At 66.4% G+C, this 23,354-nt stretch carries 21 protein-coding genes; 12 read left to right on the forward strand and 9 right to left on the reverse strand.

Going from position 1 to position 23,354, the window contains the following annotated elements; all coding sequences use genetic code 11:
- Window positions 1–13: 13 nt before the first annotated feature.
- Window positions 14–1,051 (forward strand): dihydroorotase, encoded by a 1,038-nt coding sequence (gene pyrC, locus WFP44_RS10595; protein WP_336926528.1) that lies wholly within the window; start codon window positions 14–16, stop codon window positions 1,049–1,051.
- Window positions 1,052–1,059: 8 nt separating this feature from the next.
- Here the strand turns inward: pyrC and rarD are convergent, their stop codons facing one another.
- Entirely contained in the window at window positions 1,060–1,977 is a 918-nt protein-coding gene (gene rarD / locus WFP44_RS10600) for an EamA family transporter RarD (protein ID WP_336926529.1), read from the reverse strand.
- A 90-nt stretch (window positions 1,978–2,067) separates the two neighbouring features.
- Here rarD and WFP44_RS10605 point away from each other — a divergent pair, with 90 nt between their 5' ends.
- Window positions 2,068–2,808 carry a hypothetical protein gene (locus WFP44_RS10605; RefSeq protein WP_336926530.1) on the forward strand — a complete coding sequence of 247 codons (741 nt, stop codon included), beginning with the start codon at window positions 2,068–2,070 and terminating at the stop codon, window positions 2,806–2,808.
- A 10-nt stretch (window positions 2,809–2,818) separates the two neighbouring features.
- On the opposite strand, the gene astD is transcribed toward WFP44_RS10605, so the two are convergent.
- Both astD and WFP44_RS10615 read right to left on the reverse strand, forming a co-directional pair.
- Entirely contained in the window at window positions 2,819–4,231 is a 1,413-nt protein-coding gene (gene astD, locus WFP44_RS10610) for a succinylglutamate-semialdehyde dehydrogenase (RefSeq protein ID WP_336926531.1), read from the reverse strand.
- A 138-nt stretch (window positions 4,232–4,369) separates the two neighbouring features.
- A complete protein-coding gene (locus tag WFP44_RS10615; RefSeq protein WP_336926532.1) occupies window positions 4,370–5,785 on the reverse strand; it encodes a protein adenylyltransferase SelO family protein in 1,416 nt (471 codons plus the stop codon).
- A gap of 85 nt (window positions 5,786–5,870) precedes the next feature.
- On the opposite strand from WFP44_RS10615, the gene WFP44_RS10620 reads away from it, so the two are divergent.
- The 5 genes from WFP44_RS10620 to WFP44_RS10640 all read left to right on the forward strand — a co-directional run bounded on the left by WFP44_RS10620 (window position 5,871) and on the right by WFP44_RS10640 (window position 11,630).
- Window positions 5,871–6,758 carry an alpha/beta fold hydrolase gene (locus WFP44_RS10620; RefSeq protein ID WP_336926533.1) on the forward strand — a complete coding sequence of 296 codons (888 nt, stop codon included), beginning with the start codon at window positions 5,871–5,873 and terminating at the stop codon, window positions 6,756–6,758.
- Window positions 6,755–7,897 (forward strand): glycosyltransferase, encoded by a 1,143-nt coding sequence (locus tag WFP44_RS10625; RefSeq protein WP_336926534.1) that lies wholly within the window; start codon window positions 6,755–6,757, stop codon window positions 7,895–7,897. Before WFP44_RS10620 ends, WFP44_RS10625 begins: the two co-directional genes overlap by 4 nt.
- Before the next feature lie 135 nt (window positions 7,898–8,032).
- Window positions 8,033–8,806 carry a hypothetical protein gene (locus tag WFP44_RS10630; RefSeq protein WP_336926535.1) on the forward strand — a complete coding sequence of 258 codons (774 nt, stop codon included), beginning with the start codon at window positions 8,033–8,035 and terminating at the stop codon, window positions 8,804–8,806.
- A gap of 26 nt (window positions 8,807–8,832) precedes the next feature.
- Complete coding sequence (locus tag WFP44_RS10635; protein ID WP_336926536.1) at window positions 8,833–10,197, forward strand: outer membrane protein assembly factor BamB family protein; 1,365 nt, start codon at window positions 8,833–8,835, stop codon at window positions 10,195–10,197.
- Window positions 10,198–10,256: 59 nt separating this feature from the next.
- A complete protein-coding gene (locus WFP44_RS10640) occupies window positions 10,257–11,630 on the forward strand; it encodes a methyltransferase family protein (protein WP_336926537.1) in 1,374 nt (457 codons plus the stop codon).
- Window positions 11,631–11,636: 6 nt separating this feature from the next.
- Here WFP44_RS10640 and ubiA read toward each other — a convergent pair whose 3' ends face one another.
- Window positions 11,637–12,542, reverse strand: coding sequence for a 4-hydroxybenzoate octaprenyltransferase (gene ubiA / locus WFP44_RS10645; RefSeq protein WP_336926557.1), 906 nt, complete (start codon window positions 12,540–12,542; stop codon window positions 11,637–11,639).
- A gap of 42 nt (window positions 12,543–12,584) precedes the next feature.
- Here ubiA and WFP44_RS10650 point away from each other — a divergent pair, with 42 nt between their 5' ends.
- The 4 genes from WFP44_RS10650 to WFP44_RS10665 all read left to right on the forward strand — a co-directional run bounded on the left by WFP44_RS10650 (window position 12,585) and on the right by WFP44_RS10665 (window position 16,100).
- Complete coding sequence (locus tag WFP44_RS10650; RefSeq protein ID WP_336926538.1) at window positions 12,585–13,334, forward strand: 16S rRNA (uracil(1498)-N(3))-methyltransferase; 750 nt, start codon at window positions 12,585–12,587, stop codon at window positions 13,332–13,334.
- 96 nt (window positions 13,335–13,430) lie between these two features.
- On the forward strand, window positions 13,431–14,801 hold the full coding sequence (locus tag WFP44_RS10655) for a glutamate--cysteine ligase (RefSeq protein WP_336926539.1): 1,371 nt from the start codon (window positions 13,431–13,433) through the stop codon (window positions 14,799–14,801).
- Window positions 14,802–14,958: 157 nt separating this feature from the next.
- A complete protein-coding gene (soxR, locus tag WFP44_RS10660; protein WP_336926540.1) occupies window positions 14,959–15,399 on the forward strand; it encodes a redox-sensitive transcriptional activator SoxR in 441 nt (146 codons plus the stop codon).
- 32 nt (window positions 15,400–15,431) lie between these two features.
- A complete protein-coding gene (locus tag WFP44_RS10665) occupies window positions 15,432–16,100 on the forward strand; it encodes a spermine/spermidine synthase domain-containing protein (RefSeq protein ID WP_336926558.1) in 669 nt (222 codons plus the stop codon).
- 27 nt (window positions 16,101–16,127) lie between these two features.
- Here the strand turns inward: WFP44_RS10665 and WFP44_RS10670 are convergent, their stop codons facing one another.
- From WFP44_RS10670 to WFP44_RS10690, 5 genes are all read right to left on the reverse strand, one after another.
- The gene (locus WFP44_RS10670) at window positions 16,128–16,577 is read right to left on the reverse strand and encodes a hypothetical protein (protein ID WP_336926541.1); all 450 of its coding nucleotides are present in this window, start codon (window positions 16,575–16,577) and stop codon (window positions 16,128–16,130) included.
- A gap of 39 nt (window positions 16,578–16,616) precedes the next feature.
- A complete protein-coding gene (locus WFP44_RS10675; RefSeq protein WP_336926542.1) occupies window positions 16,617–20,039 on the reverse strand; it encodes a chromosome segregation SMC family protein in 3,423 nt (1,140 codons plus the stop codon).
- Between the two features lie 27 nt (window positions 20,040–20,066).
- Entirely contained in the window at window positions 20,067–20,834 is a 768-nt protein-coding gene (locus WFP44_RS10680; protein ID WP_336926543.1) for a thioredoxin domain-containing protein, read from the reverse strand.
- A gap of 132 nt (window positions 20,835–20,966) precedes the next feature.
- A complete protein-coding gene (locus WFP44_RS10685) occupies window positions 20,967–21,641 on the reverse strand; it encodes a DsbA family protein (protein ID WP_336926544.1) in 675 nt (224 codons plus the stop codon).
- A 3-nt stretch (window positions 21,642–21,644) separates the two neighbouring features.
- The gene (locus WFP44_RS10690) at window positions 21,645–22,187 is read right to left on the reverse strand and encodes a DUF721 domain-containing protein (protein WP_336926545.1); all 543 of its coding nucleotides are present in this window, start codon (window positions 22,185–22,187) and stop codon (window positions 21,645–21,647) included.
- Between the two features lie 29 nt (window positions 22,188–22,216).
- Here WFP44_RS10690 and WFP44_RS10695 point away from each other — a divergent pair, with 29 nt between their 5' ends.
- Complete coding sequence (locus tag WFP44_RS10695) at window positions 22,217–23,260, forward strand: A/G-specific adenine glycosylase (RefSeq protein ID WP_336926546.1); 1,044 nt, start codon at window positions 22,217–22,219, stop codon at window positions 23,258–23,260.
- Window positions 23,261–23,354: the final 94 nt, after the last annotated feature.

Below are 23,354 nucleotides of genomic sequence, written 5' to 3' on the forward strand. Positions count from 1 at the left end.
CTAAGGGGAAGGGATGACATCGACTCTGACGATCCGCCGCCCCGATGACTGGCACGTTCACCTGCGCGATGGCGCGATGCTGGCGGGCGTGGTGGGGCATACCGCGCGCCAGTTTGCCCGCGCCATCGTGATGCCCAACCTCACCCCGCCGGTGACCACGGTGGCGGCAGGCGCGGCCTATCGCGAGCGGATTCTGGCGGCGGTGCCCGAAGGGATGAGTTTCACGCCGCTCATGACCGCTTACCTCACCGACAATTCCGACCCGGCCGAACTGGTGCGCGGGTTCGCGGAAGGCGTGTTCACCGCGGCCAAGCTTTACCCGGCGGGCGCCACCACCAATTCGGACAGCGGCGTGACCGATATCCTCAAGATTCAGGGTGTTCTCGAAGCCATGGCCGATGCGGGGATGCCGCTGTGCATCCACGGCGAAGTCACCCAGCCCCATGTCGATGTGTTTGACCGGGAAGCGGTGTTCATCGACCAGATTCTGGAGCCGCTGCTCGGCCGCATCCCGCATCTGCGCGTGATTTTCGAACATATCACCACGGCAGAGGCGGTGCAGTTCGTGGAAAGCGCGCCCGCCAATGTCGCCGCCACGATCACGCCGCAGCATCTGCATATCAACCGCAACGCCATGCTGGTGGGCGGTATTCGCCCGCATATGTATTGTCTGCCCGTCGCCAAGCGCGAGACGCACCGGCAGGCGCTGCGCAAGGCGGCGACGGGGGGCAATCCCAAGTTCTTCCTTGGCACCGACAGCGCGCCCCATGCGCGCGAGGCAAAGGAAAGCGCCTGCGGCTGCGCGGGCATCTACAATTCGCCCTTCGCGCTCGAAAGCTATCTCACCGTGTTCGAGGATGAGGGCGCTTTGGGACGGTTCGAGGATTTTGCCAGCCGTTTTGGCCCTGCCTTCTACCGTCTGCCGGTGAACGAGGAGATGGTCACGCTGGAACGCGTGGAAACCGAAGTGCCCGCCAGCCTTGATGTCGGCGCGGCGCATCTGGTGCCCTTCCATGCGGGCGAGACCCTGCGCTGGCGGTTCGTGGGCTAGGGGCTGAATCAGGCCTGCGGGGTGGGCAGGTCTTTCGGCTTTTTCAGCATCCCCACGGTGAACAGGCCCGCCGCCACCCAGATGGCGATGAAGCAGGCAAGTTGCGCGGGTTTCAGATCCTCGCCAAACACGAACAGCCCCATCAGGAACACCACCGTTGGCGAGAGGAATTGCAGGAAGCCGATCACCGTATAAGGCAGCGCCCGCGTCGCGCTGGCGAACATCAGCAGCGGGATCGCCGTCATCGGCCCGCTGAAGGCGACCGCGGCGGCCACCTGCCACCCCTGCGCCAGCGCTGGCCCTTGCGGTGACGCGGCATACCAGCCCGCCAGCGCCAGCGCGGGCGGCATCAGGATCAGCGATTCCACCGTCAGCCCGGCCAGCGGCCCGGCCTTCACCGTCTTGCGCAGCAGGCCATAGAGGCCGAAGGTGATCGCCATTGACAGGCTGAGCCACAGTGTTGTCAGCGCGCCCGCCGCCAATGCCGCGACGCCCACGCCCGCCAGCGCCACCGCCGCCCATTGCAGCCGCGTCAGCCGCTCACCCAGAAATGCCATGCCCAGCAGCATCATGACCAGCGGCAGGATGTAATAGCCAAGGCTGGCGGCATAGACATGGCCGGTCTGGATCGCCTGCACATACAGATACCAGTTGATCGCGATGAGCGCGGAGGAGCCGAGCAGCGTCGCCATTGTTCGCCTGTCGCGCAGCACGCCCGCCAGTTCGGCAAAGCCGGATCGCGCCGCCAGGATCGCCAGGCACAGCGGCAGGGTGAACACCAGCCGCCATGCGACAAACTCCAGCGCGGGCACCGTCTGCACCAGCAGCAGGTAAAGCGGCATTGATCCCCAGGCGACGTGCGCGCCCAGCGCATAGGCAAGGCCCCTTGCAGGAGTGATTTGCGGAGTGATCGGTGCGCGCGGCATAGGCAGACCGCGCGGTAAGCCTTGCGCGGCGAGGCTGCAAGAAGCTGGCGCGTTAAACAGCCATTGGCAATTTGGCGCTATGCCGAGCGGATGACCACGCCGCGCCTGTCCCTGTTTGCCGCCCTGCCGCTGGCCTTGCTGGCGCTGGCGGGGTGCAGCCAGGGCGAGGACAGCGCGGCGAGCACGCCGCCCGACCATTCCGATCCGTTGATGGAAGGCGCGCTGGCCGATCATATTCTGGTCGATCCCGATATGGTGGCGCTGAACGGCGCGAATCAGGCGATCAGCTTTCCCGCAATGGATGGCAGTCTGCCCTTGCCTGACAGCGGCCCCGATGCCGCGCGCGCGGCGCGCGAGGAGGCGATTGCGCTGCTGGGCGGCAATGCGGCGCTGCGCCGGGCGCCGGCGGCAGAGCGGGTGGAGGGCGCCTTGCCCGCCGAAGCTGCGCTGTCGGTGGCGGCCCGCGCCGCCGCCGTGCCGGGCGGGGCGAACCGCGATTGCGCGGCGCTGGCCCAGTTCAGCGCCGGCTGGGCCGCGCGCCTGCCTGCGGCCTTCCCCGTCTATCCGCGCGGCGCGGTGCACGAAGCGGCCGGCACCGATGAAGGCACTTGCCGCCTGCGCGTGGTCAATTTCACCACGCCCGTCACGCTGACCGATGTGATGGATTTCTACTATTCGCGCGCCATGGCGGAAGGTTTTTCCGTGCAGCGCATCGTGCAGGATGGTGACGATGTGCTGGGCGGCACGCGCGGCAATTCCAGCTTCATGGTGTTTGCCCGGCCTGTTGCAGGCGGGCACATCTCGGTCGATCTGGTGACGACTGGCGGCTGAAGGGCGGGGGCTAGTTCCGGAAGCCCACGCCCACGCTGGCGCGCGGCTGGTCCATTTCCGTGCTCGCCACCGGATAGGCGCAGTAATCCGCCGCATAATAGGCCGCCGGGCGGTGATTGCCCGAAAAGCCTATGCCGCCAAAGGGGGCCGCCGAACTTGCCCCGTTGGTGGGCCGGTTCCAGTTGATGATGCCGGCGCGCACATTTGCCCAGAAGCGGTTATATTGGTCGGGCGTGCCGCCGATGAGCGAGGCGGACAGGCCAAAGCGCGTATTGTTCGCCTCGGCAATTGCCTGATCGAAATCGTCCACGCGGATAACCTGCAAGAGCGGGCCGAACAGCTCCACATCGGGCCGCTGGGGCAGCGCGGTGACATCGATGATCCCGGGGGTGAGGAAGGGCAGGTTTTCGTCAGGGCGGCGGATATGGCTGATCGCCCGCCCGCCGTGGGAGAGGAAATAGAGGAAGCTTTCGGTCAGTTGGTCGGCGGTGGCGTTGTCGATCACCGGGCCCATGAAGGGCTGCGGATCGTCGAATGGCGCGCCCACGATGATGCGGTCGGCAAGGCGTTTCACCTCGCCCACCACATCGTCATACATCGAGGCTTTCACGATCAGCCGCCGCGCGGCGGTGCAGCGCTGGCCGGCGGTGGTAAAGGCGCTCTGCACGATCAGCGCGGCGGCATCGTGCAGCTTGGGCGTGTCCCAGGCGACCAGTGCATTGTTGCCGCCCATTTCCAGCGCCACGATCTTGCGCGGATCGGTGGCGAGCTTGCGGTTGATGGCGATGCCCACCTGCGCGCTGCCGGTGAACAGCACGCCGTCGATCCCGTCATGCGCGACCAGTGCCTTGCCTTCTTCCGGCCCGCCTATCAGCACCTGCACCAGATCGGCAGGGATGCCCGCGCGGGCAAACAGCGACAGCAGCATTTCGCCAGTGGCCGGCGTCTTTTCCGATGGCTTGAGGATCACCGCATTGCCCGCGATGAGCGCGGGCACGATATGGCCGTTGGGCAGGTGTGCGGGGAAGTTGTAGGGGCCCAGCACCGCCATGACCCCATGCGGCTTGTGCCTCACCGCAGCGCTGCCTTGCAGGCCGCTGTCAAGCCGCTTCTGCCCGGTGCGTTCGCCATAGGCGCGGATCGAGATTTCGACCTTGGCTATCACCGATTCCACCTCGGTGCGGGCTTCCCACAGGGGCTTGCCGGTTTCGCGCGCGATCAGCGTGGCGAAAGGTTCCAGTTCCTTGCGCACTTCATTGGCGAAGCGGCGCACCAATTCCATCCGGTTGGCCAGCGGCAGCGCCGCCCATTGCGGCCAGGCGCGGCGGGCGCGGGCCACAATCTCGTCCACATCGCCATGCGGCCCGCGCCACAACTCCACGCCAGTCGCGGGTTCGAAGGATACCAGTTCTTGCACGGCCAAGGGAGCGGAGCCTTTTTCTGTTGGATCGCTGCCTATCCATAGGCGGGCGCAGCACAAAATTCCATGGCTGGTTGCAAGTGCAACAAATCACGCCTCTCGGCTGTGCCAAGCCATGGCAAAAAGGCGTTAAAGCACAGCTTACGCGTGGGTAGTGATAGGTAAATGGCCGGATGGGGCGGGTGCATCTCCCAGCGCTTCGCCCAGTTGCCGGATTGCTGCGACCTTGGCGTGGAGCGGCTGCCAGTTATCGTGTTCGGCAATTGCGGCCCAGATGGCTTCCACTTCGTCGATCAGCAGGCTTTCGGGCTGGGGCTGGCGCCAGTGCGAATGATCCTCGCCCGTTGGCGAATAATCGGCCAGCACTTCGGCCAGAGGCCCCACGGCGTCCCGCCCGCCGCGATGGCGATGGAAGAAGGCGAAGGGGCCGATCTGCCCTTCGCGCATCGTCACCTCCGCCGCCTCGATCAGCGCGGCGTCCTGTTCCGGCGAGCGTGGCTGAACGCCCAGCCGCCAGCAGAAGCGGCGCATCATCGCCTTTGTATAACATGGCCCGAACCGGTCGAGCGCGGCAATCAGCGGCTCGGCCTCCACCAGCACGCGCAGGGAAATGGCAAGCTGCGCCAGGTTCCAGCGGATCGCTTCGGGCTGGCGGCCAAAGGCGTAGAGGCCATTTTCGTCAAAATAGGCGGCGGTAAAGGTCGGGTCCCAGCGCGGCAGGAAGCGCCAGGGGCCGTAATCGAAACTCTCCCCCGTGATGTTGATATTGTCGGTGTTCAGCACGCCGTGGACAAAGCCTGCCACCATGTAGCTGGCCGCCAGATCGGCCATCCGCTCCACCGCCTGATGCATCAGCACCACGGGCGGCTGGTCGCGCCCCGGTGCATCGGCTGGCGGGGGAGGGCCGGGGAAGTGGCTGAGGCAATAGTCCACCAGAGCGGAAAGGTGCGCCTTCTCGTCCAGCGCGGCCAGGCGCTGGAAGCTGCCGATGCGGATATGCGAATGGGACAGGCGGGTGAGCACGGCGGAACGGGTGGGCGATGGTTCGTCCCCGCGCCACAGGCTCTCGCCCGTTTCCACCACGCTGAAGGTCTTGCTGGTGCAAACGCCCAGCGCCTCCAGCATTTCGGTCGCCAGAATTTCGCGCACCGCGCCTTTCAGCGTCAGCCGCCCGTCGCCCTGCCGGCTGTAGGGCGTGGTGCCGCTGCCCTTGGTGCCCAGGTCGAGCAGACGGCCTTGCGCGTCGCGCAATTGCGCAAACAGGAATCCCCGCCCGTCTCCGATCTGCGGGTTGTAGACGCGGAACTGGTGCCCATGATAGCGCAGCGCCAGCGGGCGGGGCAGGTTGTCCGGCAGCGGTTCAAAGCGGCCGAAATGCGCCAGCCACCGTGCCTCGTCCAACGAATCGAGGCCCACCGCCTTGTCCCAGCGGCTGTTGCGGAAACGCAAAGCGTGGCTGGGAAAGCTCGCTGCATCAACCACATCGCCCATCCATTCGGAAATTGCGGATATTGCCGGGGCAGAGCGGTACGGGGCGGGTTGCGGTTCGGTGGGCATCTGCCATTAGTGGCCACGCAATGGGCAGGACGCAAGGTGGCGACCAGTCCGCTAGGGGCGCAAGCAAGGTGCAAGGGTTGGCGGCATGATGGAACAGCAATGGCAGGATGGCACCTGGCAAAGCGCCGATGGCCTGTCCCTGCATTACCGCGATTACCCCTGCACAGACCCGGACAAGGCTGTCCGCCCGCCGATCCTGTGCCTGCCGGGCCTGACACGCAATGCCCGCGATTTTGAACCGGTGGCGGCAGCCTTCGCCGGCGAATGGCGCGTGATTGCGGTGGATTTCCGCGGGCGCGGCGATAGCGATTACGCCCGCGATACCGCCACTTATGTTCCTGCCACCTATGTCGCAGACGTGGCGGCGCTGCTGGATCAGGCGGGGCTGGAGCGGGTGGTGACGGTGGGCACATCGCTGGGCGGGCTGGTGTCGGTGTTCCTCGCCAATGCCATGCCCGAACGGATTGCGGGCATGGTCATCAACGATATTGGCCCGGTGATCGAGCCTGCGGGCCTCGCGCGTATCCGCGAATATGTCGGGCAGGGGCGCAGCTTTCCCACCTGGATGCACGCCGCGCGCTATCTTCAGGAGGCAGGCGGCGCGGCCTTTCCCGATTACACGATCAGCGATTGGCTGGTGCAGGCAAAGCGGTTGATGGCGCTGGGCAATGGCGGGCGCATTGTGCTCGATTACGATATGCGCATTGCGGAGCCTTTCGCGGCAGCAGAGGCGGCAGAAACCGGCGCGCCTGATGCCGATCTGTGGCCTGCCTTCCGTTCCCTGCCTGCGGTTCCGCGGCTGGTGGTGCGCGGCGAATTGTCGGATATCCTTTCTGCCGGCACGCTTGATGCGATGAAGCGCAAGATCGCTGGCCTTCAAACGGTTACCGTGCCCCGAACCGGCCATGCGCCCACTTTGGGTGAAGCGCCGGCGAGGGATGCCATCGCCCGCTTGCTGGATGAGGTCGAATGACCAAACAGCCCACCCCGCGCATCCTCCACCTGCATTCCACCTTTGATGCCGGCGGCAAGGAAGTGCGCTGCGTGCGCCTGATCAACGCATGGGGCAAGGACGCCGACCACGCGATCGTGTCAGGCGATCTGGAGAAGCGCGGCGCCGCGCGGTTGCTGTCGCCGCGGGTCAAGGTGAAGTGGCCGCGCTTCCCCGCGCTGCAGGGGCGACCGACGCCGGGCCGGCTGAAGGATATTGCCGCGGCGATGGCGGGGTATGACCTCATCTGCACCTACAACTGGGGCGCGATTGATGCGGTGATGGCGCACACGCTGTTTGCCGATGTGTTCAAGCTGCCCCCGCTGGTGCATCACGAGGACGGCTTCAACGAGGACGAGGCTGCGCGCCTGAAAACGCGCCGCAACTGGTATCGGCGCATCGCGCTGGGCCGGTCTGCCGCGCTGGTGGTGCCATCGAAAAAGCTGGAGCGGATCGCGCTCGACATCTGGAAGCAGCCGCGCACGCGGGTGCAGCGCATATCCAACGGAATCGACACGCGCGCCTTTGCCATCCCGCCGCGCCGGGATGCGCTGCCCGGCCTTATCAAGCGGCCCGGCGAAATGTGGCTCGGCTCGCTGGCGGGCCTGCGCGAGGTGAAGAACCTGCCCGTGCTGGTGCGCGCGGTGGCCAAGCTGCCGCCGCATTGGCATCTGGTCATTGCGGGCGAAGGGCCGGAAAGGGAGGCGCTGGTGCGCCTGTCGGCCGAGCTGGGGGTGGAGGACCGGGTGCATCTGCCCGGCTTCGTTGCCAAGCCGGAATCGCTGGTGGGCCTGTTCGACATCTTCGCGCTGTCCTCGCACTCCGAACAATTTCCCCTTTCGGTGGTGGAGGCGATGGCGGCGGGCCTGCCTGTAGTCGCGCCGCGCGTGGGCGATATCGGGGAAATGGTGGCGAGCGAAAACGGCCCCTATCTGGCTCCTCCGGGCGAGGAAGGCCTGCTGATCGACATCGTGAAAGAGCTTGCGGACAGTCCCGCCGATTGCAAGCGCATCGGCGCGGCCAACCGGGCAAAGGCCCGCGCCGAATATGACGAGAAGGCGATGAAGGACCGCTATCGCGCACTCTATTGGGGCCTGATGGGACGCAACCGCCCGGCCTGATTTCCGTGCGCCGCGCACGCCGCGCGCTTCATCGCCCGTTCAGTCCGCAGGGGACAGGGTCGAGACAAAGATTGAATTGCCGCGTCTCAGCGCTTAACAGCGCGGCAACCCTTTACCATTCCATTGCAGACGAACGTGGCCACAACACCCAACGATCCCAGGAAGCCCGCAGAAGCCCCCGACCTTACGCAGCAGATGCTGATGCGCGAGGTGGACGAGGCTGTCCGCAGCGACGAGGTTGCGAACGCGGCGCGCAAATATGGCTGGCCGGTGGGAATCGGCCTGCTGCTGGGCCTTGCCGCCTTTGGCGGATATCTGTGGTGGGATGGCCGCACCGAAGCCGCGCTGGAACGCCAGTCGGAAATGCTGGTGCTGGCGATGGACAAGCTGGAAGCGGGCCAGCTCGACGATGCCGACGCCGAACTGGCGCTGATCGATGGCAATGTCAGCCCGGCTGCCCATGCCTCGGCGCTGATGATGCGCGCGGCGATTGCGATGCAGGAAGACCGGTTTGATGATGCGGTGACATTCTACGAACAGGTTATCGCCAATGAAAAGGCGCCGCAGCCGATGCGCGATGCCAGCCTGGTGCGCAAGGTCTCGATCCGGTTCGACCAGATGCAGCCGCAGGCAATCATTGACGAATTGCAGGCACTGGCCCGCCCGGGCACTCCGTGGTTCGGCAGTGCGGGTGAAATGGTCGCGCACGCCTATCTGGCGCAGAACAAGCCGGAACTTGCCGGGCCGCTGCTGGTGCAGATCGCGCAGGATGAAACCGTGCCCGATTCGCTGCGTGCCCGCACGCGCCAGCTTGCCGGCTTTTATGGCTTTGACGCGATCGAGGATGTGGGTGAGCTGATGGATTCGGTCGCTTCGCAGGGTGAAAATGCCGCGGCCACCGGCCAATGATGCGGCCGCTTACGCAGGATGATTGCATGACCAGGACTGTCGCTCCCTTCCGTTCCATCGCCGCCGCTGCCCGGCGCGTGCCGCATCTGGCGATTGCGGGGCTGGGCGCATTGGTGCTGGCCGGTTGCGGTGGCGGCAATGATGCGCGCGTTACGCCAACGGCGGGCACGCGCACGCCGATCCTGTCGCGGATTGCGTCCGATATCTCGCCGCATCCCGATCTGGCAGGCGTGGCGGTGATCCTGCCCACGGCGGAAACCAATGCCGACTGGCCGCAGGGCGGGCGCAACGCGGCCAAGGTGACGGGCCATGTCACGCTTTCCGCCAATCCGCAGCGCGTCTGGACCGCGCAGATTGCCGGCACCACCAATACGCGGCGCCTTGCTGCGCCTCCGGTAATCGGCGGCGGGCGGTTGTATGCCGTGGATACGGGCGGCACCGTCCACGCCTTTGACGCGGCGACCGGCGCCCGCATCTGGAGCCATACGATCCAGGTCAGCGGCGATCTGCGCGATGCGACCTTTGGCGGTGGCGCAAGCTTTGCCGGCAACGTGGTCTATGCCACCACCGGCACAGGCGATGTGGTGGCGCTGAATGCCGAAACCGGCGCGCAGATCTGGCGGCGCAAGCCCGCCGGCCCGCTGCGCGGTTCGCCCACGGTCGCGTTCAATTCGGTGTTCGTGATGACGCAGGACAACCAGATCCACGCGCTCAACATGACCACGGGCGAGCCGATCTGGCAGGATGTGGCGGCATCGGGCCAGTCGGGCGTGTTCGGCGTGGCCGCGCCTGCGGCGGCGCAAGGGTCGGTCGTCGCCGGCTATTCGTCGGGCGAGCTTGTTACCTATCGCTATGAAAATGGCCGCGTCCTGTGGTCGGACGCACTGGCGCGCACCTCGATCAGCACCGAGGTGGGCGCATTGACCGATGTGGACGCCGACCCGATCATTTCCAACGGGCAGGTCTTTGCGCTGGGGCAGGGCGGGCGCATGGCCGCCTATGAACTGGTGACCGGCCAGCGTATCTGGGAACTGACGCTGGCGGGTATTTCCACCCCGGCACTGGCGGGCGAATGGATCTTCACGCTGACCGATGATTCGCGCCTGCTGGCAATTGCCCGCAATACGGGCCGCGTGCGCTGGATCACGCAGATGGCGCGGTGGCGCAACCCGAACAAGCGCGAGAACCCGATCTTCTGGACCGGGCCGGTGCTGGCCGACAACCGCCTGTGGATCGCCAGCAGCCGGGGCGAAGTGCATTCGGTGGACGTGATGACCGGCACACCGACGCTGTTCACCACGCTGAGCGCGCCTGTCTCGCTGCCGCCGGTGGTGGCGAACAACACGCTGTATATTCTGGACGACAGCGGCCGCATCACCGCCTGGCGGTAAATCCGCGCAAGGGCGGCGGGCCAAAGGGCGCGTTACCGCAGCTTTAACCTTCGCCCCTTATGTGGGCGATGATGAGCCCGCCTGCCTCCGCCTTCCGCCCGCAGCCCCCGGCCAGTGACGTGCCGGCGCGCGTGGGCCTTGTCGGGCTGACCGTGCTGTTTGCCTTCATCCTGATCTGCCGCGCATGGCCCGATATTGTCACCACATTCGGCCTGCCCGGCCCGGCGCAGCGCCTGTCCGGGCCCTATGCCGCCCTGCTGGCGATGGGGTTGACTGGGCTTGTCATGGCCGCATGGTCTGTCGTGGTGGAGAAGGTGCACCGTAACCCCTCCACCGGCATTGACTGGGACAATCCGCGGCCCATTTCCGATGTCCTTCACGTATCCGCCACCAAGATTGCCGGTTTGTGGGTAACCTGGGCGGCAATCGGCGCGTTTTATTGCCTGGGCCGCTGGTATTGGGACGGGCAATATCTGTTCGCCATGCAGGTGATCGGCGTGGCCGCGATCCCGATGGTGGTGCTGTCGGTTCCCTATGTCATCTGGCTCGACCGGGTGATGGTGAATCCGCGCGACCATGCCTGGCATTTCGGCGCAATGCTGCTGGGGCGCGAGGAATGGGACATCGCGCAGGTGAAGAAGCACTGGCGAAGCTGGGGCATCAAGGGCTTCTTCTCCGCCTTCATGATCTCGATCCTGCCATTTGGCTTTGCCGCCGTGGTGGAAGCCAATCCGGCAGAGATGGCGGGCGATCCGGTGCAGCTGGCGACCTTCCTGTTCGAACTGCTGTTTCTGGTCGATGTGCAGATCGGCACGGTTGGCTATCTGCTCACCCTGCGCCCGCTGGATGCGCATATCCGCAGCGGTAACCCCTTCCTTGCCGGATGGCTGGCGGCGCTGATGTGCTATCCGCCCTTCGTCTATGGCCTGATGGGCGGCGGCGGCATCATCCAGTACGAATACAACACCGCCGGCTGGGGGCACTGGCTGGCGGGATATGACGCGCTGCTGTGGCTGTGGGCGTGCTGGCTGGTCTTTCTGACGGCGGTCTATGCTTGGGCGACCTTTGCCTTTGGCATCCGCTTTTCCAACCTCACCTATCGCGGCGTGCTGACGAACGGGCCGTATCGCTACACGCGGCACCCGGCATACCTTTCGAAAAACCTGTTCTGGTGGTGTTCGGTGCTGCCCTTCTTCGTCACCAGCGGCAGCCTGGTGGATGTGATCCGCAACACCTTCTTCCTGTGCGTGGTGAGCGGCATCTATTACTGGCGCGCGCGCACCGAAGAGGCGCATTTGCTGGGCGAGGATGCGAAATACCGCGCCTACTACGCCTGGATGCAGGAACACGGTCTCATCACCAGCCGGCTGGCGAAACTGTGGAAGCGCGCCAATCCGCGCCCGGTGCGTTCCGCCCTGCAACCGGCGGAATAAGACGCCTCAGGCGTTCCCCACCACGAAACACGCCGCCGCCACCAGTGCGCCCGCCCAGCGGTTCGACCGGAACCGGGCGAGCGCACCCGCCCCGTCATCGGGATCGAGCGTCGCCACCTGCCAGCCAAAATGCGCCGCCGCCGGGATCAGGGCAAACAGCACCAGCGGGTCGGGGCGGAGTTGCCAGAAGGCCCCGGCCAGGCAGAGGATGCAGGCGGCATAGAACAGGCCCACGCCCAGCCTCACCCGTCCGCCCAGCCGCAACGCGGAGGATCGGATGCCCACCAGCGCATCGTCCTCCCGGTCCTGCAAGGCGTAGATCGTGTCGTAAGCCATGCACCAGAAGAACGCCGCGGCATACAGCGCCAGCATCGCGCCGAGGTAATCGCCGCGCAGCGCCACCCAGCCCACCGGCGCGCCCCAGGTGAACACCAGCCCCAGCCATGCCTGCGGCCAGTGCGTGATCCGCTTCATGAAGGGATAGGCCGCCACTAGCGCCAGACTGCCCAGCGCCACCAATTGCGCCTGCCAGCGCAATTGCAGCAGCACGATCAGCCCAACTGCGCACAGCGCCAGCAGCCATGTCCAGGCCGCGCGCAGGCTCACCCGCCCGCTCGCCACCGGGCGCAGTGCGGTGCGCGCCACCTGCCGGTCCAGATCGGCATCGACAATGTCGTTATACACACAGCCCGCCCCCCGCATGGCAATGGACCCAAGTAAGAGCCACGCAATCAGCGCCGGCTGGAAGCCCGACCCCGTCAGCCACACGCCCCAGGCACAGGGCCAGAACAGCAGCCACCAGCCAATCGGCCGGTCGAACCGCGCCAGCAGCGCAAAATCGCGCATGGCGGGCGGCAACAGGCCGACAAGGCCGCGATGTTCGCTGTCGGGAGTGACGGTCGGCTCGCTCATCATGGCTTGCGTGTTAGCCGCGCGGCGCTCTAGTGCCTAGCCATGGCAGCAATTCCCGCATGGCCCCCGCGAAGCGCCCCCCGCCTGTTTGTGCCCCAGCGGCTGGAACCGGCTGCGCGCGTGGTGCTGGACGGGCCCCAGGCGCATTACCTTGCCCGCGTCATGCGCGTGGGCGCAGGCGATGCGGTGATCCTGTGCGACAATGCCACCGGCGAATGGGCCGCGCGCGTGGTGGAAGCGGGCAGGCGCGATGTGGTACTGCAAGTGGCCGATCACTTGCGGGGACGCGAGGCGGTGCCCGATTTCTGGCTGTGCGCGGCGCTGCTGAAAAAGGATCGGTTCGACCTTGTGCTGGAAAAGGCGAGCGAGCTGGGCGTGGGTCGGTTCGTTCCCGTGCTGACGCGGCGCTGCGTGGCGGACAAGCTCAATCCCGAACGGGCCCGTGCCATCTTGACCGAAGCGGCGGAACAATGCGCACGCACTGCTCTGCCTGAATTGGCGGAGGTGGCGAAGCTCGACGCACTGCTGCGCGACTGGCCTGCCGACAGGATAATGTATTTCGCGGACGAGCAGGGCGGCGAACCCGCCGCCGCCGCCTTTGCCGCGCAGACCGGCCCCGCCGCGCTGCTGATCGGGCCAGAAGGCGGCTTTGACGAGGCCGAGCGCGCCGCGATCCGCGCCCATCCCGCAGCCCGCGCTGTCAGCCTTGGTCCACGCATCCTGCGCGGGGAAACCGCCGCCATCGCCGCAACCGCGCTGTGGATGGGGCTGGCGGGGGATTGGCGTGGCTGAGGGCAAGAGTCATGCGGCAGACCAATTCGGGCAAACACAATTTCGCACGCAAATTCCTGCTGGCATCGGCGGCATTTCCATCCTAACGGCGCTGGCATGAGCACGCGCCAGGCGTCAGAAGGGGAGGAGCGGCCGATTGCGAGCCGCGCGGAGCTGTTGCTGCCCATGCAGCGCGGCGAAAAGCCGGCCGAGCGCTGGCGAATCGGCACCGAGCACGAGAAGCTCGTATTCCGGATGGAAGATCATCGGGCGCCGTCCTATGACGAGAAGGGCGGCATCCGCGACCTGCTGATGGCGATGCAGCGTTTCGGCTGGGAGCCGGTGATCGAGGGCGACAATGTTATCGCCATGAGCGGGCCGGACGGCGCGATCAGTCTGGAGCCTGCGGGCCAGCTCGAATTGTCGGGCGCGCCGCTGGAAAACCTTCACCAGACCTGCGCCGAAACCGGCCGTCACCTGAAGCAATGCCGCGAAGTGGGCGACGAGCTGGGCCTCGGTTTTCTGGGTCTGGGGATGTGGCACGACAAGACGCGCGCCGAACTGCCGGTAATGCCCAAGGGCCGTTATGCCATCATGCTGCGGCATATGCCGCGCGTGGGCAATCTGGGCCTCGATATGATGCTGCGCACCTGCACCATTCAGGTTAATCTCGATTATTCGAGTGAGGCCGATATGGTGAAGAAGTTCCGCACCAGCCTGGCCCTGCAACCGCTCGCGACCGCGCTGTTTGCCAATTCGCCCTTTACCGAAGGCAAGCCCAACGGAAAGCTCTCCTATCGCAGCCATATCTGGAGCGATACCGACCCGCACCGCACCGGTATGCTGCCCTTCGTGTTCGAGGACGGCTTCGGCTATGAACGCTATGTCGATTATATGCTCGACGTGCCGATGTATTTCGTGTTCCGCGACGGGCGCTATATCGACGCGGCGGGGCAGAGCTTCCGCGACTTTCTGAAGGGCGAATTGCCCGCGCTGCCGGGCGAATTGCCCACACCCAGCGACTGGCAGGATCACCTCTCCACCGCCTTTCCGGAAGTGCGGCTCAAAAGCTTCCTCGAAATGCGCGGCGCGGATGGCGGGCCGTGGAACCGCATCTGCGCGCTGCCCGCCTTTTGGGTGGGCCTGCTGTATGATGCGCAGGCGTTGGATGCCGCATGGGACCTGGTGAAGGACTGGTCGATGGAGGAGCGCGAGGCGCTTCGCTCGGCCGTTCCCGCGCAGGCTCTGGACGCGGCCATTCCGGGCGGGCACCGCTTGCAGGATCTGGCGAAGGAGGTGCTCGCCATCGCCCATCGCGGCCTTGCCAACCGCGCGCGGCACAACGCATCGGGTGATGACGAAACGGGCTTCCTCGAACCGCTGCACGAGATTGTGGCAAGCGGCAAAGTCCCCGCGCAGCGCCTGCTCGACAAGTATCATGGCGAATGGGGCGGCGATATTTCCCGCGCTTACGAGGAAGCCTTCTAGCCTTCTCTCACCTTCGCCCGCACCTGAAATACCGACCGCAAGCAATTGAAAAACCGGCATCGACGAAGTCCTTGGGCGTTGTGTGCAATGATGTTGCTTGCGCGCGATCCAAGCTGAAGCTAGCTTTAACTAAAGGGATTGGGGATATCTGCGGGCCATGAGCGAACACCGCTATATCAGCATCGGACAGCTTTCGGCGCGCACCGGGGTGGCGGTTTCGGCCATCCGCTTTTACGAGCAGAAGGGGCTTGTCCGCTCGGTGCGCACGGGTGGCAATCAGCGGCGCTTCCTGCGCAGCGACATCCGCCGCATCAGCTTCATCCTGATTGCGCAAAGGCTGGGCCTCGCGCTGGGGGAAATCGAGGAACAGCTTTCCGCGCTGCCCGATAACCGCAGCCCCACGCAGATGGACTGGCAGCGCATCAGCCGGGGGATGCGCGAACAGATTGACCGCCGCATCGGCCTCCTCACCCGCGCGCGCGGCCAGCTCGACCAGTGCATCGGCTGCGGCTGCCTCAGCCTCGACAAATGCCGCCTCTACAACAAGGATGATCGGCTGGGCCTGAAGGGGCCGGGGCCCAGAGCAGTTCTCGACTAGGCAAGCGAGGGCGCGGCAGGCATATGCCCCTGATGATACCGCTCGAACATCTCGCCACTGCCCAGGTCCCCGGCGGGGAGGAACTGCGCCTGATGCGGCGCGGGGCCGATTTCATGATCGTGCTCGACCGCAACGAATTGATGAACAGCCGGATGAGCGGATCGGAAGAAGCGCTGGCCGAAATGACCGCCGCGCGGCTTGGGAACAGGCCGAAGCAGCACTGGCTGATCGGCGGATACGGCATGGGTTTCACCCTGCGAAAGGCGCTGGCAGTTACCGCGCCCGATACGCGGCTGACCGTGGCGGAACTGGTGCCCGAAATCATCGAATGGGCGCGCGGGCCAATGGCGGAATTGACCGCAGGCTGCCTTGACGACCCGCGAACCGATCTGGTGCAGACCGACGTGGCGCTGGCGATTGCCAAGGGACGGGGCGTGTATGACGCAATCCTGCTCGATGTCGATAACGGCCCCGATGGGCTGGTACGCGCCGATAACGGGCGCCTCTATTCGCGCGAAGGGCTTGCTGCGGCGAAGGCGGCGCTGAAGCCCGGCGGCGTGCTGGCGGTATGGTCCGCCGCGCCCGATCCGGTGTTTGCCAGCCGCCTGAGAAAGGCCGGCTTTGCGGTGGACGAAGTGGTGGTGCGGGCGCGCAGCAACGGCAAAGGGCCGCGCCATGTTATCTGGTTTGGTGTGCGGTAGGAGCGCGTGAAGCCCTTTGCCTCGCATTCAAGGCTCGGCTTGAATTTTCTGCGACACCTTCTTGCGAACATCCTGGAGGCTCGCCTTGAGCCGCGTCAAAGGTGAGGATCCGGGGTCGCTGGGGTCATATCTGCTCGTTAGATATTCCCGGCATTTCGTCAGTTCGTGCAAATGGTCTAAGGTTTTCTTTCGCAATTTCAGGTCTTTGATCTCAGCCTGCTTTAGCCTTTTGCCAAGGTTATGCTGATACCCGCGTATTTCGGGACCAGAGCATCCGCAGTTTAGCAAATAGGCGTTGAGATAAAGTTCGATGGCGTGGATCGCGACCAGGCGAAACGGTGCTTTCGCCACATTCGGGGTGCGCTTGAGCCCTTCGAGAAGGAGAGGCGCGCGATCCGCGAAGGCATTGGCTAAGGCCAGCACATCTTGCGGGCTTGCCTTTTCGCCGGGATAGAAAGCTTGCCCTTCCAGTGACATGCGGATGGGATACACAACAATTCGTGAAGCAAAGGTAACCTATTCCGCTGCCAACCGCTCCGCTTCACCCAAATCCACGCTGACGAGGCGCGAGACCCCGCGTTCCACCATCGTAACGCCGAACAGGCGGTGCATCCGGCTCATCGTCACGGCGTTGTGGGTGACGATGAGGTAGCGGGTGCGGGTTTCGCCCACCATCCAGTCGAGCAGGTCGCAGAAGCGGTCGATATTGGCATCGTCCAGCGGCGCGTCCACTTCATCGAGCACGCAGATGGGTGCCGGATTGGTGAGGAACAAGGCAAAGATAAGTGCCGTTGCAGTTAAGGCCTGCTCTCCGCCCGACAACAGGCTGAGCGATTGCAGCCGCTTGCCCGGCGGCTGGGCGTAAATCTCAAGGCCTGCTTCCAGCGGATCGTCCGAATCGACCAGCGCCAGATGCGCCTGTCCCCCTTCGAACAGGCGGGTGAACAGGGTGCGGAAATGGCCGTCCACCGCCTCGAACGCAGCGCGCAGGCGTTCGCGCCCCTCGCGGTTGAGATTGCCGATGGAACCGCGCAGGCGGTGCACCGCCTCGACCAGTTCGGCCTGTTCTGCCGCGCTGGCGCCGTGCTCGGCCTCGATCCGCGCCAGTTCCTCCGCCGCGACCAGATTGACCGGGCCGATCCGCTCGCGGCTGGATACCAGCGCGTCCATCGCCTCGCTCTCGGCCCCCGAATGACCCACCGCGCTCGGCTCAAAACCAAAGCGTTCGGGCAGCAGCGGCGGCGGGCACTGGAAGCGCTCGCCCGAAATGCGCGCCATTTCCTCGCGCCGCTGCTCTTCGTTCTCGGCGCGCGTTGCCAGAGTGGCGCGGCTTTCACGCGCCGTCGCAAGCGCTTCGGCAGCGGCGGCAAGTGCGGTTTCGGCGGCGCGCATTTCTTCCGCGCAGGACTGCACCGCTGCATCTGCTGCCGCCAGTTCGGCCGAAAGCCGGGCGCGCACCTGCTCGCCGCCTTCAATCTCCGCCATCAGCCCGGCGGGCTTGGCAGCGGTGATCGTGCGCTGCTGCGCAATCTCCTCGAACCGCGCTTCCATCCCCGCAAGACGCTGCGCCGCTTCGCCCGCGCGCGCCTGCCAATTGGCCTTGTCGCTGCGCTGCGCGGCCACCCTTTCGCGGGCTACGGCCAGCGCCTGATCCTGCGCGGCCAGCGTGGCGAGCGCGGCCTGCAAGCCATCGCGCGCGGCCTCGTGCCGCAGCCGCGCGGCTTCCAGCGCAGCGCGTCCGGTGGCGGGATCGGGCAGGGCGGCGCGCTTGCCCTCTGCCGCCGCGATGTCGGCCTCAGCAGCCTCCTGCTGCTGCGCCAGATCGTTGGCGACGCGCGCGATTTCGGCCAGCCGTGCGGCATGGCGTTCGGCGGTTGCCTCCGCCTGGTCGAGCGCGCGCAGCGCTTGCCGTTCGGCCTCCGCTGCCTCGTTCACGGCACGTTCGCTGGCGACAAGCTGGCGTTGCAAATCGCTCGCTTCGGTGGCCAGCGCATCGTGGCGGGCCTGTGCCGCGTTCAGCGCCCCGCGCAAGGCCGGCAGCCGCGCCTCCAGATCGGCAAGGCGGTTGTCTGCCTCCAGCCGCGCTGCTTCCGCCGCGCCTTCGCCGCGCGCCACGAAGCCATCCCAGCGGCGCAGCAGGCCGTCCTTGGTCACCAGCCATTCGCCGGGGCCAAGCGTGCGGCCATCATCGGCGTCCGCGACATGGACGAGTGCCAGCCGTGCGGCGAGCTGCGGCGGGCAGGCGGGGACATGGGCGGCGAGACTGTCGGCAAGGCGCGCCGGGGGAGGCGCGCCCGTCCAGAAACGGCCTTCCGCCGCCTTGTCGGGCATCCCCAGCGGGGCCTTGGCGTCGCGTCCCAGCACGGCGGCAAGCGCGCGTTCATAGCCCGGCTCTGCCGCCAGCGCATCAAGCGCCACGGGCAGGCCGTGTTTGCCCTGCGCGGCCTTGGCGCGGGCCTGTCGGTCACGGTCGAGCGCCTGCCATTCGCGTTCCACCCCGGAAAGATCGGCACGCGCGGAGGCAAGCTGGCTCGCGGCCTCGTCTCGCTGGGCTGAAAGGGCATCCTTGCGCGCGCGTTCGGCCTCCAGCGCGGCGCGCAGCGTTTCACGGCGTTTCGCAGCGTCGTCCGCCGCCGCCTTTGCCGCCGCCACCGCCGCCGCCGGATCGCCTGCCTGTTCGAGCGCGGCCTTCTGTTCTGCCAGCCGTCGCGCTTCGGCCAGCAAGCGATCGGCCCGCGCGCGCGCCTGCGCCACCTCCGCCTCGGCCACGCGCCATTCGGCTTCCACCCCGGCATTTTCCGCCGTGGCGCGTGCGAGAGCGAGTTCAGCGGCGCGGGCAGCGCGTTCGGCATTTTCGGCTTTGGCGAGGAGGGCGGGGCGCGCCCTTTCCGCCTCCTCCAGCGCGGCGGCATTGGCGGCCAGTGCGGCGTCGAGATCCTTCAGCGCCTGCGCGGCATCGCGGGTCAGCCGGTCGGCTTCGAAGCGGTCTTCCTCCAGCCGCTGCTGCTGCCGGTCGAGATCGGCGAGGCGCTGCTGCGCGGCCTCAAGCTGGCTGGCAAGCGCTGCCATGCGGTGCCCGTGGGCGCTGGCATCGTCGCGCCGATCGGCCAGTTCGTCGCGCAAGGTCGCCAGCTTATCGGCCAGAGCGTGCTGTAATCCTTGCGCGGTCTTGGCCGCGTCCTGCGCGGCCGCAACTTGCGAATCGGCCGTGCGGGCCTGTTCCCGCGCCGCCTCTGCCGCCGATGCCGCATCGCGCCAGCGGGCAAAGACCAGCCGCGCCTCGGCCAGCCGGATCTGATCGGACAGCGCCTTGTAGCGTTCGGCCTGTTTCGCCTGCCGGCGCAGCGTGGCGATCTGGCTGTCGAGGCCCGCCATCAGGTCTTCCAGCCGCGCCAGATTGCGTTCGGTCGCTTTCAGGCGGTTTTCGGCGTCGCGGCGGCGGACATGGAGGCCCGCAATGCCGGCGGCCTCTTCCAGCATCATGCGCCGTTCTTCGGGCTTGGCCGCGATCACCTGCGCGATCTTGCCCTGGCTGACCAGCGCGGGGGAATGCGCGCCCGTGGCCGCATCGGCAAACACCAGCGCCACGTCCTTTGCCCGCACATCCCGCCCGTTGACGCGGTAGGCGCTGCCGGCGCCGCGTTCGATGCGGCGGATGACATTAAGTTCCTCGCCTTCGCTATCGGCGGCGTGGAGCACCACTTCGGCAAAATCGCGCGGTGGACGGGTGGCGGTGCCCGCAAAGATCACGTCCTCCATCCCGCCCGACCGCATGGATTTGGGGCTGTTCTCGCCCATCACCCAGCGGATCGCTTCGAGCAGGTTGGACTTGCCGCAGCCATTGGGGCCGACCACCCCGGTCAGCCCCGGTTCGATGTTCAGGGTCGCCGGCTCGACAAAGCTCTTGAAGCCCGAAAGTTTGAGCTTCCTGATCTCCACCGGCCAGCGTCCCCCCTCTTGCCTGGCTTACCTTGCGCCGGCGCGTTGCAGCGCGCCTTCCACCTCGGCCCAGCGGACGGCGTCGATCTTCTGCCCGTTGAGGAAGAAGGTCGGCGTGCCGGTGACATTGTCGGCCTGCATCGCGCCCTGCGTCACTTCGGCCAGCCGCATCATCGCCGGCGCATCGGCAAGGCAGGCGTTCGCCTGATCCGTGCTGATCCCGCGCGCGGCGAAGAACTGGGTAAAGCCGCCAACTTCGCCCAGCGCGACGAAGCGCTGGTTTTCGGGCAATTGCAGCGCGCGGTTCATCGCGTCCTGCTGGCTCATATAGGTCTGCTGGATTTCACCCAGATTGAGCCACACCTGATCGGCCAGCGGAATAGCGGCGGTTTCGGGCGCACATTCGATCAGGCGGGTGAGCATGAGGTCAACCACGCCGTGAATCACCGCGCTGCGCAGTTCGAAGCTGACGCGGCCGCTATCGACATAGTTTTCGAGCAGCGCCTTCGATCCTTCCTCGGCAAAGCGCGCGCAGGCGGGGCAGGTAAGCGAGCCGTATTCGACGAGCTTGATCGGCGCATCGGGATTGCCGACCAGCCAGCCGCCCTGTTCGGTGCGCGTGACGGTCTGCGACCAGCTGGTGCCGGCGGGCGCGGCCACCGGGGCCACGGGTTCGCCATTGCCGCCCGCCGTGGCGGCATCTTCGCTGGAGCACGCCGCAAGGCCCAACGCCAGCGGCGCAGCCAGAACGGCGAGGATAACACGGTGGAGCGGACGGTCACGAAGCACGGACATTTCAGGTTCCTTTTCGGATATTGGGGGGAAGGCTAGACCGCTTGGACGCAGGGGCAAGCTTTGCGTCCGCCCTTGGCCCTGCTTTTGCACAGGATATGCCCAGCTAATCGCACGCGCCGCCCCATCGCAAGCCTAACGCAGCGCGGCATCCAGCCGGGGTTGCAGCGCCTGCCAGCTGTGCACGCCGGCCACCATGGTGCCGTTGATGGCAAAGCTGGGCGTGCCGGGAATGTCCCAGCGCGCATTGTCGGCGGCGGCGGTTTCGGCAAGGCGGCGCGCCTCGGCCTCGTTATTGAGGCACTGGTCGAGCTGGGCGGCGGTATATCCGCGCGGCTCCATGATGCGGTAAAGGCCGATATCGCTGGCGATCGCCCGCATCCGCGCGCCGGTGGTGCCGGTGCGCCAGCGTGCCTGCTGCGCCGGGGTCGTCGCCTGCGCGGCGGCCAGCCAGCGGGGCTGATCGCGCAGGATCGCGCGGTGATTGCCCCAGAACTTGTCCGCCGAACCGCATTCCGCCGCCAGCGCGGCGGCCAGATCGATCGGGTTGCGGATCACATGGCGCACTTCCACCGCCACGCGGCCCGTTTGCACATAGGCCAGCCGCAGCGGCCCTTCGGCCTGCGTTTCGAAATTGGCGCAATGCGGGCAGGTATAGCTGACAAAGGTGGTCAACCGCGTGGAGGCTTGGGGGTTGCCGTGCAGATTCCCGCCATCGGTGGCGGAATAGGTCGCATCCCAGTTCTGCGCCATCACGGCGCTGATCGGCGCGGCGGCAAGCAGCAGGCCGGCAAGTACAGCCTTTCTCATTCCTCACTCATCCTCTTTCGCACTGATCGAACGGGCCAGCGATTCCAGCACCGTGCGCAATTCCGGATCACCGATATCGCGCAGGCTATCCCCCAGTTCCATCGGAATGGGTTTGAGCGACGGCGGCGCGGCGGCTGGCCTTTGAGCAGCATCCGCCTTAACCGCGCCTTGCCGCAGTTTCACCCGCGCCACCGCCTTGTATCCGAAAAAGCGGTTCACCCGCTCGATAATTTCCGGGATCACGTGCTGGATCAGCGGGGCATGGGCAGGCAGCACCACCAGTTGCAAAATGCCATCGGCCTTTTCGCCGGGGGGAAAGCGGATCGCTTCGGGCACGCAGACGCGGGCATGGGCCGCACCCACGATTTCCGGCCAGCGCGTAACGACGCTGGATTGCACAAAGCCAAAGCGGCGGAAGGCGGCGCGTCCGATCTGCGGCACCAGATCGGCCACGGGCCGCGCATCGCCGCCGCGCGGCCGTTCATACGGGCGAACGGTCTTGGCCGAGGCGCTTTTGGGCCGGGGAGGGGGCTTGCCGCTTTCCATTGCGGCCCTGCCTATGCCATGGCGGAGCGATGGACAACAAGGCCATTAGCCCCGATCCCGCACCAGCCGCCCTGCTGCTGGAATGGTATGATGGCCATGCGCGCGATCTGCCGTGGCGGGTGAAGCCGGGCGCACGGCCCGATCCCTACCGGGTGTGGCTGTCCGAAGTGATGCTGCAACAGACCACCACGGCTGCCGTTACCCCCTATTTTGCCAAGTTCGTTGCGCGCTGGCCTACAGTGGAGGCGCTGGCCGCCGCGCCGGAAGCCGAGGTGATGGCCGCATGGGCGGGGCTTGGCTATTACAGCCGGGCGCGCAATCTGGTGGCCTGCGCCCGCGAAGTGGCGGCACGCGGCGGCTTTCCGGATAGCGAGGGGGAATTGCGCAAGCTGCCCGGACTTGGCCCCTACACCGCCGCCGCGATTGCCGCGATCGCCTTTGGCCGGCGGGCGGTGGTGGTCGATGCCAATGTGGAGCGGGTGGTGGCGCGCCTGCGTGCCATAGAGGAACCGCTGCCGGGCGCGCGCAAGGCGATCCGCGCCGCCACCGATGCGATCACGCCGGAAAGCCGCGCGGGCGACTTCGCCCAGGCCATGATGGATCTGGGCGCAACAATCTGCACCGCGCGCGATGCAAAGTGCCTGCTGTGCCCGTTGGCGAGCTTGTGCCGGGGCCGCGCTACGGGCGATCCGCTGCGGCTGCCGGTGAAGGCTGCCAAAAAGGCCCGTCCGCGCCGCACCGGCACCGCCTTCTGGATTGAGCAGGATGGCGCGGTCTGGCTGGTGACGCGTGCGGGGCGCGGGATGCTGGGCGGGATGCGCGCTCTGCCCGACGATGGCTGGTCAGCCCGCGCCGACGGGCATGGCGATCCGCCGCTGGGCGGTCGCTGGCAGGCGGGCGGCGTGGTGCGCCACACATTCAGCCATTTCGATCTGGAACTGGGCGTGGCGATATATGCCGGGGATGCTGTGGCCGACATTTCCGGCGGGGAATGGTGGCCGGTGGAGCGGCTGGAGGCGGCCGGCCTGCCCACGCTGTTCGCCAAGGCAGCGCAGCTGGTGCTGGCGCGTTGATGGGAATTGCCTCACACTAGGCCGTGTTGACAAAAGGGATTCCCAAACCCGGTTGGTTCTGATTCAAGACTGCCTTTTTGAGGAGCAGTCATGG

This window comes from Alteraurantiacibacter palmitatis (genome assembly GCF_037154115.1).
GTDB classification, from domain to species: domain Bacteria; phylum Pseudomonadota; class Alphaproteobacteria; order Sphingomonadales; family Sphingomonadaceae; genus Alteraurantiacibacter; species Alteraurantiacibacter palmitatis.

What these genes read in the sequence shown, in the direction of transcription:
- WFP44_RS10690 (WP_336926545.1), bottom strand. Translation starts at nt 22,187, where the DNA reads ATGGAAAGCGGCAAGCCCCCTCCCCGGCCCAAAAGCGCCTCGGCCAAG.
- soxR (WP_336926540.1), top strand. Translation starts at nt 14,959, where the DNA reads ATGAGCGAACACCGCTATATCAGCATCGGACAGCTTTCGGCGCGCACC.
- pyrC (WP_336926528.1), top strand. Translation starts at nt 14, where the DNA reads ATGACATCGACTCTGACGATCCGCCGCCCCGATGACTGGCACGTTCAC.
- ubiA (WP_336926557.1), bottom strand. Translation starts at nt 12,542, where the DNA reads ATGAGCGAGCCGACCGTCACTCCCGACAGCGAACATCGCGGCCTTGTC.
- WFP44_RS10685 (WP_336926544.1), bottom strand. Translation starts at nt 21,641, where the DNA reads ATGAGAAAGGCTGTACTTGCCGGCCTGCTGCTTGCCGCCGCGCCGATC.
- WFP44_RS10665 (WP_336926558.1), top strand. Translation starts at nt 15,432, where the DNA reads ATGATACCGCTCGAACATCTCGCCACTGCCCAGGTCCCCGGCGGGGAG.
- WFP44_RS10695 (WP_336926546.1), top strand. Translation starts at nt 22,217, where the DNA reads ATGGACAACAAGGCCATTAGCCCCGATCCCGCACCAGCCGCCCTGCTG.
- WFP44_RS10625 (WP_336926534.1), top strand. Translation starts at nt 6,755, where the DNA reads ATGACCAAACAGCCCACCCCGCGCATCCTCCACCTGCATTCCACCTTT.
- WFP44_RS10670 (WP_336926541.1), bottom strand. Translation starts at nt 16,577, where the DNA reads ATGTCACTGGAAGGGCAAGCTTTCTATCCCGGCGAAAAGGCAAGCCCG.
- WFP44_RS10620 (WP_336926533.1), top strand. Translation starts at nt 5,871, where the DNA reads ATGATGGAACAGCAATGGCAGGATGGCACCTGGCAAAGCGCCGATGGC.
- WFP44_RS10635 (WP_336926536.1), top strand. Translation starts at nt 8,833, where the DNA reads ATGACCAGGACTGTCGCTCCCTTCCGTTCCATCGCCGCCGCTGCCCGG.
- WFP44_RS10615 (WP_336926532.1), bottom strand. Translation starts at nt 5,785, where the DNA reads ATGCCCACCGAACCGCAACCCGCCCCGTACCGCTCTGCCCCGGCAATA.
- WFP44_RS10655 (WP_336926539.1), top strand. Translation starts at nt 13,431, where the DNA reads ATGAGCACGCGCCAGGCGTCAGAAGGGGAGGAGCGGCCGATTGCGAGC.
- rarD (WP_336926529.1), bottom strand. Translation starts at nt 1,977, where the DNA reads ATGCCGCGCGCACCGATCACTCCGCAAATCACTCCTGCAAGGGGCCTT.
- WFP44_RS10605 (WP_336926530.1), top strand. Translation starts at nt 2,068, where the DNA reads ATGACCACGCCGCGCCTGTCCCTGTTTGCCGCCCTGCCGCTGGCCTTG.
- WFP44_RS10680 (WP_336926543.1), bottom strand. Translation starts at nt 20,834, where the DNA reads ATGTCCGTGCTTCGTGACCGTCCGCTCCACCGTGTTATCCTCGCCGTT.
- WFP44_RS10640 (WP_336926537.1), top strand. Translation starts at nt 10,257, where the DNA reads ATGTGGGCGATGATGAGCCCGCCTGCCTCCGCCTTCCGCCCGCAGCCC.
- WFP44_RS10650 (WP_336926538.1), top strand. Translation starts at nt 12,585, where the DNA reads ATGGCAGCAATTCCCGCATGGCCCCCGCGAAGCGCCCCCCGCCTGTTT.